The organism is Streptomyces sp. ISL-94 (assembly GCF_018614075.1).
Classification (GTDB): domain Bacteria; phylum Actinomycetota; class Actinomycetes; order Streptomycetales; family Streptomycetaceae; genus Streptomyces.
Genome location: NZ_JAGGOZ010000013.1, coordinates 11,475 through 26,943, shown reverse-complemented (window position 1 = coordinate 26,943; position 15,469 = coordinate 11,475). Strand labels below are relative to the sequence as shown.

Below are 15,469 nucleotides of genomic sequence, written 5' to 3'. Positions count from 1 at the left end.
GAATGTAAGAGTGCCAATGGTGGTTGGCAAGGTTGTGCGAGCGCACCTTTTCGGCCGACTCCTACTGCTCCGTACGCAGCAGTTCGGCGACCTCCACGTCCACCCGGCGCGCCATCGCCCGCGCGAACTCCGTGGCCACCACCTCACCGGCCACCGGCCTCAGCGCCGCCACCGCCGCCGTGATGTGCTGGAGCTGTGCGGCCGAAAGTCGCTCCAGCCCTTGCGTACCGATCACATGGCGCCGGAACAGCCCGACGAACCGGTCCGCGAGCGCGGCCGCCTGCACCTGTACGAAGTCCCCCGCATCCAGGATCTCGGCCAGCGGCACCCCCTGCCGCACCAGCGTCAGCGTCGCCTCCAGCAGCCTGCGGCTCGGATGCGTGACCAGGTCCCCGTCGACCGTCACGTACCCGAGCTCCGCCGCGCGCCGGGTGTCCTCGGCCGTGGCCGTCGGCCCGAACAGCTCCCGCAGCTCGGCCCGGGTCATCGTGACCGGCTCCTCCTGCACCCAGTCCCGGGTCATCTCCCGTTCCAGGCCCAGCAGTTGTGACAGGCCGCCGCCGTCCTCCCACGCGTGCAGCAGCTCGGCGATGCCGTTGACCGTGTAGCCGCGCCCCAGCAGGTCGCTGATCAGGCGCAGCCGGGTCAGGTGGTCGTCGGAGTACCAGGCGATCCGGCCCTCCCGGCGCGGCGGCGGCAGCAGCCCGCGTTCCTGGTAGTAGCGCAGGTTGCGCACCTTCACGCCGGCCGCCCGCGCCACGTCCTCGCGGCGGTAGCGCCCGCCACCGATCCCGTCCTCCACCTGGCTGCTCACGCGGCCGAGTGTAGGACGTACCGGCAGGTCACATAGGGTTTGGAGAAGGCGGGGTCACATCGGCCGCGGCCGGTCCTGCTTGACCGCCCGCAGGACCACGAACTTGGGCTCGCTCGCGACGACTTCGCTGTTGCCGAACAGCCGGCGCAGATGCGTGTGGTAGCCCATGTGCCGGTTGGCGACGATCCACAACTCACCGCCGGGCCGCAGCACCTTGCGCGACTGCGCGAACATCCGCAGCGCCGTCGCGTCCGTCGTGGCCTGGTGGGAGTGGAACGGCGGATTGCACAGCACCAGGTCGACGGAGCCGGGATCCAGCATCGCCACCCCGTCGCCCACGAAGAACTCGGCGGTCCGCCGGCCCTCGCGGACGTTCGCCCGGTACGTCGCGCGCGCCGAGGCGACCGCCTGGTAGGACTCGTCCGTGAAGACGACCTCGGCGTCCGGATCGTGCACCTGGACCGCCGTGCCCACGACACCGTTGCCGCAGCCCAGGTCCACGACCCGGGCGCCGTCTGTGTTGGTCGGCAGGTTCTGCAGGAAGAAGCGGGTGCCGACGTCGAGCCGGTCGGCGCAGAAGATCCCGGCGTGGTTGACGACGGTCAGCCCGGAGGCCGAGCCGGCGTCCTCGTCCACTGTGTACGTCAGCGGCCACGGCCCGGGGGTGGTGGGGCGGGTGGCCCCGGGAGTGCCCGGCGTGCAGAAGATCAGCCGGGCCTTCTTCTCCGCGAGCGAGGTCTTCGTCGGGCCGAGGATCTTCTCGAAGAGCCGCAGCGTGGAGGTGTGGATCTCCTTGACCATGCCGGCGCCGACGACCACGGTGCCCGCGTGCACGTGCGGGGCCAGCCGGTACAGCTGGTCCTCCAGCAGCGCCAGGCTCTTGGGGACGCGCACCAGCAGGACGTCGATCCGCTCGGGCGGCGGGTCCTGCGTGGTCAGCAGCGTCACCGTCGCCTTGGACGTCCCGATGCCGGCCCGGTCCAGATTGGCCGCGGTGGCGGAGCGGGAGAGGGCGGAGTCGGTGATCTGCGTCGGGTGGTACGCGGCGAGCGCCGTCGTCAGCGTCCCCCAGCGGTCCCCGAGCACGGCGATCCGGCCGGAGGCGGCGGCCAGGTCCACCGGACCGCGCTCCCCGGTACCGGAGTCGAGGTGGCGCAGCAGGTACTCGTCGGCGGCGTCCCAGGCGCGGAGCCGGTCGCGCGGATCCTCGGGGAAGCGGGTGAGCTCGTAGGAGCCGAAAGGCGTGGTCAGACGGTTCATATGCGACCCAGGCTAACCGAGCCGGAGCCCCGCCCCCGCACGGACGGGCCCGCGTTCCTGCGCGCGGGGGCCGATCGGCCCTGCTCCGCGGCCCTACTCGGCGAAATCCCCGGCCATGGCGGCGGCCGTGCGCAGGTACGGACGGGCCTCGCCGGGCCTGCCGAGCCGCTCCAGACTGCGACCGGGCATCAGCTGCGCGTAGTCCTCCACCGGCCGGCGCTCCAGGATCGCGCGCAGCTCCCGCTCGGCACGGGAGAGCTGGGCCGAGTGGCAGTAGGCGCGGGCCGGCAGCAGCCGGGGTGCCGGCTGCTCGGGCACCTCGCCTGCCAGGGGCTCCAGGATGCGGGCGGCCGTCGCGTACTCCTTCGCGTCGAAGAAGAGCCGGGCCCGCGCCCAGCGCTCGGCTGCCGTCCCGTGCTCGAAGTACGTCGTCGGCCTGTTCAGGGCGTCCCTTCCGTGGTGAAGTCCCCCGCTCGAACACCCGCACACCGGGGAACACTCCACCCGACGCGCCCACCCCACTCAGGACTAGGTTGTCCGTATGAGCAATCTCGATCGCCAGCCCGCCCTCTCCGCATGCGGCGGCCGCGGCTTCGTCGTGGCCGAACCGGTACGCGAGCTCCTCAGCCCGCGCACGGTCCAGCTCGGGGAGTCCACCGAGGTACGCCGACTCCTGCCGAACCTGGGCCGCCGCATGGTGGGCGCCTGGTGCTTCGTGGACCACTACGGCCCGGACGACATCGCCGCCGAGCCGGGCATGCAGGTCCCTCCCCACCCCCACACCGGGCTGCAGACGGTGAGCTGGCTCCACGAGGGCGAGGTGCTGCACCGCGACAGCGAGGGCAGCCTCGCCACGATCCGGCCGCGCGAGCTGGGCCTGATGACCTCCGGCCGCGGCATCAGCCATTCCGAGGAGAGCCCGCGCCCGCACGCCCGCTTCCTGCACGGCGCCCAGCTGTGGGTGGCCCTCCCGGACGCCCACCGGGACGTGCATCCGCACTTCCAACACCACGCGGAGCTCCCGCAGGTGACGGCCCCGGGCCTGACGGCGACGGTCATCCTGGGCACCCTGGACACCGCCACCTCGCCCGGCACGGCGTACACCCCGATCGTCGGCGCCGACCTGGCCCTGGCGGCGGGCACCGAGGCCCGTCTCCCGCTCGACCCGGACTTCGAGTACGCGGTCCTGTCGATGTCGGGCGAAGCCCACGTCGACGGCGTCCCCGTCCTCCCGGGTTCGATGCTCTACTTGGGCTGCGGCCGCACCGAACTCCCCTTGCGCGCAGCCTCCGACGCGGGCCTGATGCTCCTGGGCGGCGAGCCGTTCGAGGAGGAGATCGTCATGTTCTGGAACTGGATCGGACGGTCCCACGAGGAGATCGCCCAGACCCGCGAGGATTGGATGTCCGGCACCCGGTTCGGTGAGGTCAAGGGCTACGACGGCCCGCCGATCCCTGCCCCGGCGCTCCCGCCAGTGGCCCTGAAACCCCGCGGTCGGGTTCGCTGACCCGCAGTTTTCCTCAAGGAACACCTCGGCCTCGATGTCATTCCGGGGCCTGTCCCACCGAAGCGCCGGCCGCGCTGACGGTCGGGGCGTTCGGCAATGAGTGGGTCTGCGTCAGGAACCCATGAGCCGTCTCGCCACCGGATTCGGCGGCGAGACGGCGTGCGCAGTCGAGTATGAGGGGCTCGGTTTCCTCCGGGGTCAGTCGCCGCACGGAACCGGCTCCCAGGCCTGGAACAGCTCGGTCACACGCGGGGCGTGGAACTCGGAAAAGTGGATCACCACCCCAACGGCGCGTGCGTGGCAGCCCGGGTTCCCGATGCTTCCGGGCGTCCATGCGCATGGGGGCGGTGCCCACCGTCAGACCAGGACGTTTTTGTAGAAGAGGTTGGAGCGCCGGTCGCCGGCCGCGCCCGAGGCGAAGCCGAGGAAGAGGCGGGACTCACCGTCCGCCGTCTGATAGACCGCCAGCCCCTCCGGCTCCCGGAAGGTGAGGGTGGAGCCGGCGTTGGTCAGCACGGGGCCCTGGCTGATGGCGCCGGTGTTCAGATTGACGCTCGTGATCTCGGAGTCGACCACGTTGCCGTTCGCTTCGTACGAGGTTCCGGTCAGGAGGTACAGGTAACTGCCGTAGGCCGTGTAGCCCTGGAACGTGGACGAGCGTGAGCCGAGCGTCGGCTGCGCGAAGTCGGCGAGCGGGCTGCTGAAATCGCCGTTCGCGGCGGCCGTGAGGCCGTAGAGGGCGATGTGCTTGGCTCCGTTCAGGTGGTAACGGACCACGAGGCGGTTGTGGACGGGATCGATGGCACAGGTGTGCTCGGTGGCGGCCGCGACCGGCTTGAACTTGGTGAGCGCAGACGAGGTGTTCGTCAGTGTCACGCCGTTGGTGAACCGGAAGCGCGCGAGGCGGCCGCCGTAGCCGTTGCCGTTGGCGTCGACTTCCGTCCACAGATATGTGGACGTACCGACCCCCTGGGCGCCGAAGGCGACGCCGTGGCCGAAGCCGGTCAGGTACATGTAGCCGAGCTGGTTGCCGGCGAAGTCGAGCTGCGTGATGCACAGGTCTCCGGCCGTCTCGGCCGTGCCGTTGCGGCGCTGGGCGAGGAAGAGCCGCCGGTTGACGTTGTCGAAGGCGAAACTCTGCTGCACGGTGTCATCGCGCAGGGTCTTGCCGCGGAACAGGTCGTACGACGGCTGGGTCAGGTCGAAGCGCTTCGACACCGGAACCGCGGCCGACGCGGGTGCGGCTCCGAGTCCCAGGCCGAGCGCGGCAAGACCCATTCCGCTCCCCGCGCGAAGCAGTCCTCGGCGACTCAACGATCCGTGGGGCATGGGCGTCCTCCGATAAATGGGTGCTGCGTGGCGTGGTCGGATCAGGATCAGGAGCCCGAGGGGGCAGGCCGCCGCACCAGCGGCCGGCCTGCCCCGTCAAGCACTCCAGGATGGAACTCAGGCGACGCCGTGGTACACCGTGAAGGGCTCCTCGACGGTGTCGCCCTTGCGGCGCAGGACGTACACGTCGACCGCTGTGCCTTCGGCGATGTTGCCGCTCGCCCAAGGCGAGCAGTACGGGGAGTCATGGCCGCGGGTGCTGGCGATGCGGTCGATGGTGCCGTTCCGGTTGATGTCCAGCCAGACTTCGATGCCCCAGCCGTCGGCAGCGTTGTCGCAGGCCCTGATCGCGTCACCGGGTATGGAACCGGCGGGGTCCGGGTTCCACTGACCATAGCCACCCGGATGAGAGATGGTGACGGTCGATGCCGCCATGGCCTGCCCCTGCATGCCCATCACAAGGGTGATGCCGCCCAGCGCGACCGCTGCCGCTCGGACGCCTGTAGACCTGAACTTCATTTGTTGCCTCCTGTGTGAGAGGGGCCTGGCCATCCGCCCCTGGCTTGGTGCGCCGTGAACTTATCCAGACGACCGCCTCGTCCGCACCCCTGACTTCGCATAGAGCAATGCAAATCAGACAGGGGAGGGCCCGGTGGGCACCGTGCCTCCCAGGCATATGAAGTGGGCGGAGGTGGCACAACCCACCGTGTCGAACCAGCGCCTTGTTGGCCGGAAATAATCGGAAAGCCTGCTGTTTTCCACCGGAGGCGTCCACCATCCGGACGTCCGGCACCGACGGCGGGCCGACGGGGCGCACGGCGCGAGTACAGCTCGGAGGGGATGTCGACGCGACCGGCCGGTCAGCACACCAACCCCCTTCCCGGCCAGCCGGAAACGGCGGGGACCCGCACCGAAATCGGATAGCGCGGTCATCGAGACCCGAGGAGTCTGGAGAGGCGCATCCCTGCGGGGAAGTCGGGGAAGTCCCGGGAGGTGCTGCGGCCGACATGAGAGGTATGCGATTGCAAAGCATGTGCAGGATCGCCTGGATCGGTGGAATGTACGAGACCCAGGGCTACCTGGCTCCCTTGCCGCTGCCCCTGCCGCACCGTATGCCGTATGCCGCAGGGCGCCTGGACGACGCCGGCAAGGTGCGCGGTGACCTCGCTGGGTCTGCTGCTGACGCCACGACGGCGGCCGCCACACCCGCCGTCAAGGAGACGGTCCTGAAACCTCGCCCGCCGGCACTGGCGGGTGAAGCGGTTCATCGGCGTCGGCCAATGTCCGGACCTGTGACAGGCACCGCGACCGCAGCCGCACTGCTGCGTTGGGAGGACGATGACCTGGTGTTATAGCGTGCTCACGTCAATAGAACGTACAACCGCCCGGGAGAGCTACCCATATGACCCAGACGCCGCAGTACGGCTCCAATCCCTACGGCCAGCCTGACCCGCACGCACAGCAGCAGCCGTATCCGGCCCAGCAGCAGTGGTCAGCCCAGCCGACGCAGCCCGCCCGCAATGGGGGCATCGGCTTCAAGAAGATCCTGAAGGGCATCGTTGTCGTAGTCGCTCTCATCATGTGCGGTGTGGGCTACGTAGCGAGCCGTGACGATGCCGACAAGGCGGAGGCGGGCGACTGCCTCAAGAACAACGGGTCGATGGCGGCTCCTGACCTGCAGGTCGTGAAGTGCGGGGCCGCCGAGGCCACGTACACCGTCGTCGAGGTCATCCCCGACACGCTCGACACCGCCAAGTGCGAGGGCAAGTCGGACATCGGTTACCAGGAACGGACCAGCGGACGGCGCAGCTCGGGCAAGCAGTTCGTCCTCTGCATCAACGAGATCAAGAAGTAGGCAAGGTCCGAAGGCGAGCGGCAGCGTCATCCCGCATCTGGAGCAGAGCACAGATTGCCCGATGAACTGCCGACTCGGACAGGCGTCACTCGTCGTTGCGGCGCTCCTCCCCGGATGGCCGCGAGTGAGGCACCATGTGCCTGGTCGGTTCCCCGGAACGGCGGCCTATCCGGGGCAGTTGGTGTTGCGCAGGGTCTGCGCGGGCGTCTCCCCGTAAGTGGCGCGGTAGTAACCGGTGAACCTCCCCAGGTGGGTGAAGCCCCACCGGAGCGCCACATCGGTGACGTTGCCCGCTGCCCGGCCCTCGGCGACGGCCAGCAGGTCGCGGCGCACCAGGTTCAACCGGACACTGCGCAGATACGCCAGAGGGGTGGTGGCCAGATGCCTTTGGAAGCCCTCGCGCAGGCTCCGAACGCTGACGCCGGCAGCCCGTGCCATATCGGCTGCGGATATTGGTTCGCGAGCGTGATCGGCACAAAAGTCCTTGGCGCGTATGGTGCGGGGCAAGACGGCGGACCCACGGCCGGCCACCTTCTCGCTCAGCGCATGGGGCTGCACGTCCAGCAGCCCGTTCACCAGCAGCTGCTCGAAGTGGCCCAGGACCAGGGGTGAACGTGCCGCCAGTCCGGAGTCAGCGAACTCGGCGAACTGTCTCACCAACCCCAACCACGCCTGCACCGGAGCCCCCCGGTCGTCGATGACGGGATCGAAGGCCAGCGAGCTGGGTGGCAGTTCACCCAGCCGGATGGCGAGAGCCTCGTCGACCGTCTGGCGCCGGATGATAAGGATGCGGTTCACGCTGTCTCGATTCCAGCGCATCGACACCTCGTGCCCCGGCCCCACAATGCTGAGAGGGGAGGAAAGTTCCTTCCTGTTCACGGTGAGGGTGCCGTCACCGGCGAGCGGGATGTGAACGTTGTAGAAGTCCAAAGGCGCATGGGGCATGACATCGACCTCTGCACCGTACCCGAGTTCGTACAGCGCAACGGGCCCCTCATGCACGCACCGGAAACGGCCGTCGAGCGGCTGATCGTCCAGGACCGACATCCGATTCGGCGAGAACTGAGTGCTGATCAGCTCATGCAACTCCTCGACATCGCTTCCCCGAAAGAGAACGCGCCGGCCTTCCCGTCCACTCCTCGGACTGGGCGTACTCATGCTGGACACGGACCTCACCGTCAGACGTTTGCGAGCTCCTGAAATGTACGACAGCTGCTGACTTCACTGACGAGTGGGGAGAAGTCTGGAGGGAAGCCAGGGTGCGCCTCCGGCAGAGGAACGTCATGCCGGGGAGCCCGGTCCGGGTTCTTTCGCCTGCGGCGGGCGCCTCCAAGGGGTCTGCACGGTCGCCTCCCGCGGCGCCGATCGGCGCCTCTCCTTCTGCCGTGGAGGCCCTGCCCTCTGGCGGTGGCCGGGGCGTGCGCGGGGGGCGCGGGTGCCGCGGAATGCACCTTGCGCGCCCTGTACGACCTGGTGCGCCTCCGGGGTCCTGCGTAGGGTTGGCCCGGCCGGAAGGGGGCGGTCCGGCGTAAGCCGTGCAACCCGGGGGTGGGTCGTGAGCCGATCGCAGACGGAGCAGCACGTGGTTGAGGAAGACCTCGTCAGGCAGATCGCCCGCGAGGTGGTGGAGCATGTGGCTCCACACGAGTTGGTCCTCTTCCACGCCGAGAGCTCGGCCTACTTCCGGGATCCCTGCAAGGCGTTGAAGGCGGCGCGCAAGCGGGCGGCCGCGACACCGAAGGACGAGCGGTTCGGCTTCGGGGGCGGTGAGCTGATCGCCATAGCGACTCCGATCGTGCTGGCGATGGTCGAAACCGCGCTGGTCACCGTGTGCGCACACCTGGCGCTGACGGCGACGGAGCGGGGTGCGGGCTCGGTACGCGCCCTGGTCCGACGCATGCTGCGGCGCCGGGACCCGGCGGAGGGGGAGCCGGCCGACGCGGTGGGGGCCGTTGCCCTGGCCGTACGCCGCCGTGTCCGGTCGGAGTCCCCGCCGCGGCCCGTGGCCGAGGCGGCGTCCGAGGGCAGGCTCACCGCACGCCGGGTCGGCCTGACGGCGCTGCTCCTCGCCGGAAGCGTGACGGTGTTCGCGTGCACCACGGACAAGACCGACCGGACCTTCGGGTCGCCGGCGGGCGGGCTCGAAGAGGTCCGCTCCGCCTGCCGGCAGTACGACGAGCTGCTGGGCTCGCTGGATGCGCTCACGTCCGCCGAGGTGCACACCCGGTTGGACGGGGCCAGTCAGCTGGCCGTCCAGGGCGGGGAACCAGCTCTCGCGCTTGCCTTCATGGAGCACTTCAAAGCAGCTCTGGAAGGCGATTCAGCAGCGTTCGAAACACACGGAGAGCGAATCAACCAGGCCTGTGGCACTGCCGGGGTCGTTCTGGTGAACCTTCCCTGAACCGGCGAAATCGGCACAGAGAAACCACCCCCGCTCGGCTCAACCGCCGCCGGTCTGCCGTACGTAACTCACTCCGTCGAGCACGAGATTCTCGAACGTATAACCGTAACCGCCGTCAAATTCGCTTACCGACCACTGCGAGTACGTGATGGGGCCGCCCGGCACATAAAAAATCATGGACGAATTCCCGACGACTGCGGGTCCGGTCAGGACCCGGCGGTTGTTGTAGCGGAGCACGACGTTTCCGTCGGCCGTGAAGACGATCCGGTCGAGCTGCGCGGAGCCCTTGGCATCTCCGTCCCACTCGCCGACCAGCACGGGAGGGACGTAGCCCTGCGGGAGAACCGGCGTGGAGGGAACGGGCGGTGGGGCAGGCGGACGTACGCCGGGAGGTGTCGGGGAATCCTGGTCCGGCCCGGGTTGGGGGCCGGTATCGTCTAGGTCGTCCGTCGACGTGGACGACCCGGATTCAACGCGCTGATTCGGTTCTCCGCACCCGCCGGCAAGCGCAGCCACGCAGATCGCCGCGAGAGTAGTCCGCTTGAACAGCAACCCCATGGACATCATTTCCCCCGGTTTTCTGTGCGATGCGATGCCGCAGTGCACGGAAGGCGAATCCCTGAGAGCGTACTCCCGCCGGTATTCCTTCGGAATACCTTTCTCGCGATAAGCCCCGGGCCGTGTTGACGACCCTCGTCCGCGCCTGATCCAAGAGAAAGGGGCCAGGGAACGCCGTCGGCGACCTCGCCCCCGCACTGGCCGCCGAGGGCCAGGAGGAGATGGTCTTCGGTCGCCGGCCCGCATCCCCGGGCAGCGGCGGGGCCGACAGCGGGTGAGGAGCGTCACCGCGGGTGAGGCCACTGCCGGCCGCCTCCGTTGCTGCATTGTCCGGCGGCCGGATCCAAGGCCCCGGACGAGATGCGCCGTACCCGGCTGCACGACGCCGCGTGAGGTACTGCACGAGCAGCGCCGTCCGCTGTCCGCACCCGGACAGCGTCCTCGTCGAGCAAGATGGGCCGAACGCCATGACCGTGCCACTCACCCGCAGCCTGTACGGACGACCGCACATGCCGCCGGGGGCCGTACCGGATCCGTCCGCACGGACGACGGACGTCTGGACGTCCGCCTCGCCCCGCCGCGCAAGAAGGTGCCCGGCACCACCAACCCCGAGCAGCTGTTCGCGGCAGGTTTCGCCGCCTGCTTCACCTCGGCGCTCGCGGAGGTGGCCGCCGAGTTCGGGGCGGATGCCTCCGCCGCCCGCGTGGCCTGCGAAGTGCAGCTCGGCACCGGGGAACCTGGCCGTGGACGGCTCCGCCGACGATGACCGGGCCTGAACTCCGGCCGACGGGCCGCTGCCCGGGCGGCCCCGGCATCCCGGTGCCCGAGCACGGGCGGCCCACGAGCCGGCCGGGGGCGCCCCGGGCCCGGGCAAGCGGAACGATCCGGAGGGGCACGCCCCGCGTCAGGGCACGGCCGCGGGGTGCGGGCACCCCGGCAGCGTCGGCCGTCCCTTGGTGCGTACGGCGGGGAGCCACGCCGCAGGGGGCGCAGAGCCGGGCGGGAGACGGACGCGGAACCAGCGGGTGGACCGCAGGTCCGCCTCGTCGATGATGGGCTGCCCGTCGGCCACCTGGCAGTCGGCGGCGAGGACGTCGCCGTGCCACACCCGCGTCGGTACGACGTTGTCCGCGGCGTACGGCTTCAGGGGATCGATTGCCAGGCCCAGACTGCACTGCGGGTCCCGGTCGATCCGCTCCTGGCAGCCCCGCTCCGCGTTGAACACCCGGATCGTGCCCGCCGTCTCGCCCGCAACGCCGGGGGGTGCGGACGAGTTCACGCGTACCGCGTCCGAGCCCAGGGCCGCCCCGGCGATCCCGCAGAGCGCGGTGACCAGGACGGCGGCGCGGGCCCGGCCCCGCAGCCTTCCCGTCCGCGTCCCGGGCGTCCGCTGCTGGGCGGAGATGCGGGCGAGCAGGCTATCGGCGGTGTGCGGGGCGCGCGCCGCGTGCGTCGGGGCGAGGCAGTCGGCGGCCAGCGCGCGCCAGAACGGTGGCAGGGCGTGGTCCATGCGCAGCGGGGCACGCCCCGCGCCGTACTCCTGGACCGCGGCGCCCCGCGCCACAGGTGTGGCGCCGGAGAACGGTGAGCCACCGGACGCGAACACCTCGTGGATGACGATGCCCAGGGCCCAGATGTCGGCACTCGGCCGGACCTGCACGCCGAGTTCCCCGAGGGGCGCCCTCCAGCGCTCGGGCGGGAGGTAGTCCAGGGTGCCCATGGGCGGCACATACCCGTGCGTCCCCGTCAGCTCGGTGGCGAGGCCGAAGTCCGAGAGCTTCACGGAGCGGTCCGTGCCCAGGAGGACGTTCTCCGGCTTGAGATCGGCGTGGACCCAGCCCGACCGGTGGAGATGGGCGAGTCCCTCGCAGATTCCTGCGATCAGCCGGCTGCGATCGGCCACGGGCACTCCCGCGTCGACAAGCTCCCGCAGACTGCCGGCGGCCCGTTCCATGACCAGCACGATGGCGCCGTCCAGGGAGGGCCGGTCCGGCGCGGCGAGAACGAAGGTCTCCAGAAAACCGATCAGCCGCGGATGCCCCAGCCTGCGTCCGAGTTCGACCTCGCGGCGGGCGGATTCCACGATTCTGCGCGCTTGGCGCGGCGCGAGCCCGGCAGTCGGCATGATCTTGAGCGCGACGTCGGAGGGGCCCGAAGGCCGGCCCGCGGGGGCCCCGCCGGTCCGCTCCGGGTTCCTGTCGGCCGGCCACGCCCCGTAGACCGTGGACCAGCCTCCGGACCCGATCAGCTCGGTGACCACCCAGTCTCCCACCTGGTAGCCGGGCGGCAGCAGGTCCGTGCGGTCGCACTCCGCCGCGCGGCCCAGGCCGAGCTGCGCTGTCATCGCTCGGCCTGCCGCTCCCGCCGGCCGGCCCCCGTCAGAGGCGGCAGCAGCGCGAGGTGCTCTTCCCGTACGAGCCCGAACCGCAGTGCGAGCCCGACGATCTCCTCCCGCTTGCCGTTGCGGCGGTCGCCCTTGCCGCGTTCGTTGGTGTCCAGGACGCCGATGCGCAGCTTCTCCTCGGCGAGGTAGTCGATGTGCGAGCTGATCGCCCGCGCGGTCAGCGTGCCGCAGGTGACGTGCCGCCTGAGCCGCTCGACGATCTGGGGAGTGGTGGGGACCGCCACGCGGGACTGGTCGCGCAGGCGCGGTTCGCAGAGCGCGACGAGGACGAGGAAGTATGTGGCCGTCTCGTCCAGGGAGTACGCGGTGACCGTGCGGTTTCCCCAGGGGACGCCCATGGCTTCGGGATCCAGATAGACGTGGTCGGGTGCGAACACCTGGAAGGAGACGGCGATGTCACTGCGGGTGGGCAGTACCACGCGAGAGAACTCGAACGGGATGGGCGCCCCGACCCGTCGCGGCGACACCCTCAGGTATTCCCCTGCTCCCTCCGGATTCTCCACGAGATAACTGTGGGTGGTGCTGTGGTTCGTCAGCTGCCAGTGGTCGTCGGTCACGCGGATCTCCCCGGCGAGCCGGGAGATCGCCGCGTCGGCGAGGCGCAGCTCGACGGGGATCGCCGTGGAGCCCCGTCCGAAGCGGGCCACCTCGCCGGGGCCGAGCCGTAACGTGACCGCGTCACCGCCCGGTTCGCCGCCGTCGGAGCCACCGCTTCCCTGCGGCAGATGGACGACTACGCCGCTCACCGCTCCCCCCGTTCCACGCGTCGCATTGGTCGGACGAGCGGAACGATACTCATCTCTCAGGGGAGTTCACCGGCGTACTTCGGCCACTTCGGCCGGGACCGCCGACGGGGCGGGCTGCCGGCGCCGGCGGCGCGAGGAGGCTTCCTGGAGCCGTCCTCCGCGGGGCGCTCGGCGACGCGCCCCCGCAAGGGCGCCCCTTGCCGTGCCCAGGTCACGACGACTCTGCGGCAGGAGTGGCGATTCGGGGTCTTCTCCGGGCCCCTGCCGGGCGGTTCGGCCGAAGATCTCACGCCGGGGTGTGGGGAGACGGCCTGCCGATGCCGAAGGCCAAGGTGCGGAACCTGCCCTCCTGCGCGGGGCGCGGATGCCTCGTCCCGCGCCCGCCAAGGTGGGGAAAGTCACCGTGTACCGAGGGGCGGATCGGCGGTTCGGGAGGTTCGCGGCGCGATCGAACCACCGTTTTCCCTGTTCACTTGGCGAGATCCGGACTCCGCGCGCTCAGAGAGCGGGACTCCCCGACACCAGGGGCGCGACCGCGCGATCGCCGAAAGCCGTCCACGGCCGCCATCCGCCATTCGGCTGGGCCTGGACGCGGGTCCGTATCCGGCCCTCGGCGGTGACGGCGAAGACGTGCGTCCGCCCGGTGGAGTCGAGCGCGGCCGTGGGCGTGGCGGCGAGCCTGATGCCGGGCTCGCCGAACTCCCCGCCGGGATCCGAGCTCCCGCCCGGAGTGACCTGCCAGCGGTGGCTGAGCCGGGCGCCGCCGGGCGTCAGGGAGAACGCCTCCAGCCGGCCGTCGGCGTTGGCGGCGAACGCCGGGGCGGCGGCGCTCCAGCCGAACATCGGCAGCCACTCGTCCCAGCCGCCGCTGGGCACGGCCTGCCGCCGGTAGAAGGTTCCCACGCCCGACGGCCCGATCGCGGCGACGGTGAGGCGGCCGCTGCCGTCCCTGGCCACCCGCGGCGCGGCGCCTGCCGCGGTGCCGAACCGGTGCCATGCAGCGGTCCAGGGGCCGCCGGGGACCTCCTGCCACCGGTGGTGGATCCCGGAGCCGCCGGGCGAGAGGGCGAACACCTCCAGCCGGCCGTCGGCGTTGGCCGCGACCACCGGTGGCGCGCCCGCGGCCCCACCGAAGCCGGGCTCCCACGGGTCCCAGGTCAGCGAGCCGGGTGACCGCTGCCGTCGCCGCGCGACGGAGGCGCCGCCGGGGCTCAGGGCGAAGACCTCCAGCCGGCCGTCGGCGTTGCGGGCGACGGCCGGGGCGGCGCCGGCCGGGCCGCCGAATTCCGCCCAGTCCTGCCAGCCGCTGTCCGGCCGCTGCACCCGGTGGTGCAGGTTCACGCCGCCCGGGGCGAGCGAGAACACCTCCAGCCTGCCCTCGGTGGTGCGGCCGAGCGTGGGAACCGCACCGGCCGGCCCTCCGAAGGGCTCCCACTCCGACCAGGTGTCGGTGTACGGGTCGAGCTGCACGCGCCGCAGCATCGAGCGGTCAGAGGCGTCGAGCGCGAACACGGTGAGGCGGCCGTCGACGTCGAGCCCGGCCACCGGATTGTCCGGGCTCTGCCACGGCGGTGGCGTGTCCCGCCAGTACAGGGGCGCCACATACAGCCCGTGCCGGAACCAGCCCGCGGCGCAGGCGTGCCACGTCTCCCCGTCGGCGACCACCTCGACGGCGTGCCCGGGCACATGCCCCGCGTATCCGGCGAGGCCGAACTGGAACGGGTTCCGGGACGCCAGTACGTCGGTGCCCTCGTAGCCGCCCCGCGGTCCGATGAACAGGTAGTACCAGCCGTCCCGTTCGACGACGTACGGCGACTCGGTGACCGATACGGTCGCGTCCGTACTCGCGTCGGTGAACGCGACGCCCGGATCGCTCCAGTGCAAGAGGTCGGCGGAACGCCGGCAGGCCACGACATGGTGGCCGCCCGCGCCCGAGAGTTCGGTGTAGTACATGACCCACTCGCCGCCGACCCGCAGCACCATCGGGTCACGGGCCGCGAGCCCCCGGAACAGCGGGCCGGACGGCTCGCGGGTCCAGGTGAACAGGTCGGTCGACGTGGCGAGGTTGATCGCGGCACCGCTCTCGCCGCCCGCGGCGTAGAACATCCAGAACCTGCCGCCCGCCTCGACGACGTGGGGCGCCCACAGGTGTTCCTCGCCGAAATAGGACGGGTCGACGGTGAGCGCGTCGGAGTGGGTGGTCCACGGCCCGTGCGGGCTCGGCGCGGAGGCGTGGGCGAAGGAGATCTCCGCCGTGCTGTCCGGGGCTTCGCCGCGCGGCGCGCTGTCCCCGACGATGCCGAACATGTGCCAGCGGCCCTGGGCCTTGATCAGGGTGTGGTCGTTGAGATAGCGAGGGCCGGCGGCGGTGGACGGGTCGTAGACGTACGCCAGGGGTCCCGCGCCGACCCACTGAGGGGGCGGGGCGTCCTCCAAGGTCGCGGCCGCGGCCCGGCCGGCGCCCAGGAACGGGAGCGCGCCCGCCCCGGCGGCACCCCGCAACAGGTTCCGCCTGCTGATCGGAAGCACGGGTCTCTCCAGTCTCTCCAGACAGACCGTACGGTCGGCCGTGCCGTACGGGCACGGCCGACCACG

The 15,469-nt window shown here is 70.9% G+C and carries 14 protein-coding genes and 1 riboswitch; of the genes, 4 read left to right on the top strand and 10 right to left on the bottom strand.

Annotation, left to right across the window (positions count from 1 at the left end):
- Positions 1-61 precede the first annotated feature (61 nt).
- The 3 genes from J7E94_RS03925 to J7E94_RS03915 all read right to left on the bottom strand — a co-directional run bounded on the left by J7E94_RS03925 (position 62) and on the right by J7E94_RS03915 (position 2,518).
- Positions 62-814 (bottom strand): MerR family transcriptional regulator, encoded by a 753-nt coding sequence (locus J7E94_RS03925; RefSeq protein WP_308344511.1) that lies wholly within the window; start codon positions 812-814, stop codon positions 62-64.
- A 54-nt stretch (positions 815-868) separates the two neighbouring features.
- Complete coding sequence (locus tag J7E94_RS03920; protein ID WP_374224392.1) at positions 869-2,065, bottom strand: methyltransferase; 1,197 nt, start codon at positions 2,063-2,065, stop codon at positions 869-871.
- A 102-nt stretch (positions 2,066-2,167) separates the two neighbouring features.
- The gene (locus tag J7E94_RS03915) at positions 2,168-2,518 is read right to left on the bottom strand and encodes a M48 family metallopeptidase (RefSeq protein WP_215012496.1); all 351 of its coding nucleotides are present in this window, start codon (positions 2,516-2,518) and stop codon (positions 2,168-2,170) included.
- Between the two features lie 97 nt (positions 2,519-2,615).
- Here J7E94_RS03915 and J7E94_RS03910 point away from each other — a divergent pair, with 97 nt between their 5' ends.
- Complete coding sequence (locus J7E94_RS03910) at positions 2,616-3,581, top strand: pirin family protein (RefSeq protein ID WP_215012316.1); 966 nt, start codon at positions 2,616-2,618, stop codon at positions 3,579-3,581.
- A 357-nt stretch (positions 3,582-3,938) separates the two neighbouring features.
- On the opposite strand, the gene J7E94_RS03905 is transcribed toward J7E94_RS03910, so the two are convergent.
- Both J7E94_RS03905 and J7E94_RS03900 read right to left on the bottom strand, forming a co-directional pair.
- On the bottom strand, positions 3,939-4,859 hold the full coding sequence (locus J7E94_RS03905; protein WP_251056105.1) for a teichoic acid biosynthesis protein C: 921 nt from the start codon (positions 4,857-4,859) through the stop codon (positions 3,939-3,941).
- 168 nt (positions 4,860-5,027) lie between these two features.
- Complete coding sequence (locus tag J7E94_RS03900) at positions 5,028-5,429, bottom strand: hypothetical protein (RefSeq protein ID WP_215012312.1); 402 nt, start codon at positions 5,427-5,429, stop codon at positions 5,028-5,030.
- A gap of 883 nt (positions 5,430-6,312) precedes the next feature.
- Here J7E94_RS03900 and J7E94_RS03895 point away from each other — a divergent pair.
- Positions 6,313-6,765, top strand: a complete 453-nt coding sequence (locus J7E94_RS03895; protein WP_215012310.1) for a hypothetical protein — start codon at positions 6,313-6,315, stop codon at positions 6,763-6,765.
- A gap of 165 nt (positions 6,766-6,930) precedes the next feature.
- Here J7E94_RS03895 and J7E94_RS03890 read toward each other — a convergent pair whose 3' ends face one another.
- A complete protein-coding gene (locus tag J7E94_RS03890) occupies positions 6,931-7,851 on the bottom strand; it encodes an AraC family transcriptional regulator (RefSeq protein WP_251056104.1) in 921 nt (306 codons plus the stop codon).
- A 496-nt stretch (positions 7,852-8,347) separates the two neighbouring features.
- Between J7E94_RS03890 and J7E94_RS03885 the strand changes: the two genes are divergently transcribed.
- Positions 8,348-9,166: a hypothetical protein gene (locus J7E94_RS03885; RefSeq protein ID WP_215012309.1), complete on the top strand. Its 819-nt coding sequence runs from the start codon at positions 8,348-8,350 to the stop codon at positions 9,164-9,166.
- Between the two features lie 39 nt (positions 9,167-9,205).
- Here J7E94_RS03885 and J7E94_RS03880 read toward each other — a convergent pair whose 3' ends face one another.
- Positions 9,206-9,484 carry a hypothetical protein gene (locus tag J7E94_RS03880; protein WP_215012308.1) on the bottom strand — a complete coding sequence of 93 codons (279 nt, stop codon included), beginning with the start codon at positions 9,482-9,484 and terminating at the stop codon, positions 9,206-9,208.
- A gap of 563 nt (positions 9,485-10,047) precedes the next feature.
- Positions 10,048-10,113: riboswitch (guanidine-III (ykkC-III) riboswitch) on the top strand.
- 200 nt (positions 10,114-10,313) lie between these two features.
- Between J7E94_RS03880 and J7E94_RS34150 the strand changes: the two genes are divergently transcribed.
- Positions 10,314-10,490 carry an OsmC family protein gene (locus J7E94_RS34150; RefSeq protein ID WP_308344509.1) on the top strand — a complete coding sequence of 59 codons (177 nt, stop codon included), beginning with the start codon at positions 10,314-10,316 and terminating at the stop codon, positions 10,488-10,490.
- Positions 10,491-10,628: 138 nt separating this feature from the next.
- Here the strand turns inward: J7E94_RS34150 and J7E94_RS03870 are convergent, their stop codons facing one another.
- The 3 genes from J7E94_RS03870 to J7E94_RS03860 form a co-directional block, all read right to left on the bottom strand.
- A complete protein-coding gene (locus J7E94_RS03870) occupies positions 10,629-12,068 on the bottom strand; it encodes a serine/threonine-protein kinase (RefSeq protein ID WP_215012307.1) in 1,440 nt (479 codons plus the stop codon).
- The gene (locus J7E94_RS03865) at positions 12,065-12,874 is read right to left on the bottom strand and encodes a serine/threonine protein kinase (RefSeq protein ID WP_215012306.1); all 810 of its coding nucleotides are present in this window, start codon (positions 12,872-12,874) and stop codon (positions 12,065-12,067) included. The genes J7E94_RS03870 and J7E94_RS03865 overlap by 4 nt, the downstream gene beginning before the upstream one ends.
- Before the next feature lie 498 nt (positions 12,875-13,372).
- Positions 13,373-15,403: a family 43 glycosylhydrolase gene (locus J7E94_RS03860; protein WP_215012305.1), complete on the bottom strand. Its 2,031-nt coding sequence runs from the start codon at positions 15,401-15,403 to the stop codon at positions 13,373-13,375.
- Positions 15,404-15,469 lie beyond the last annotated feature (66 nt).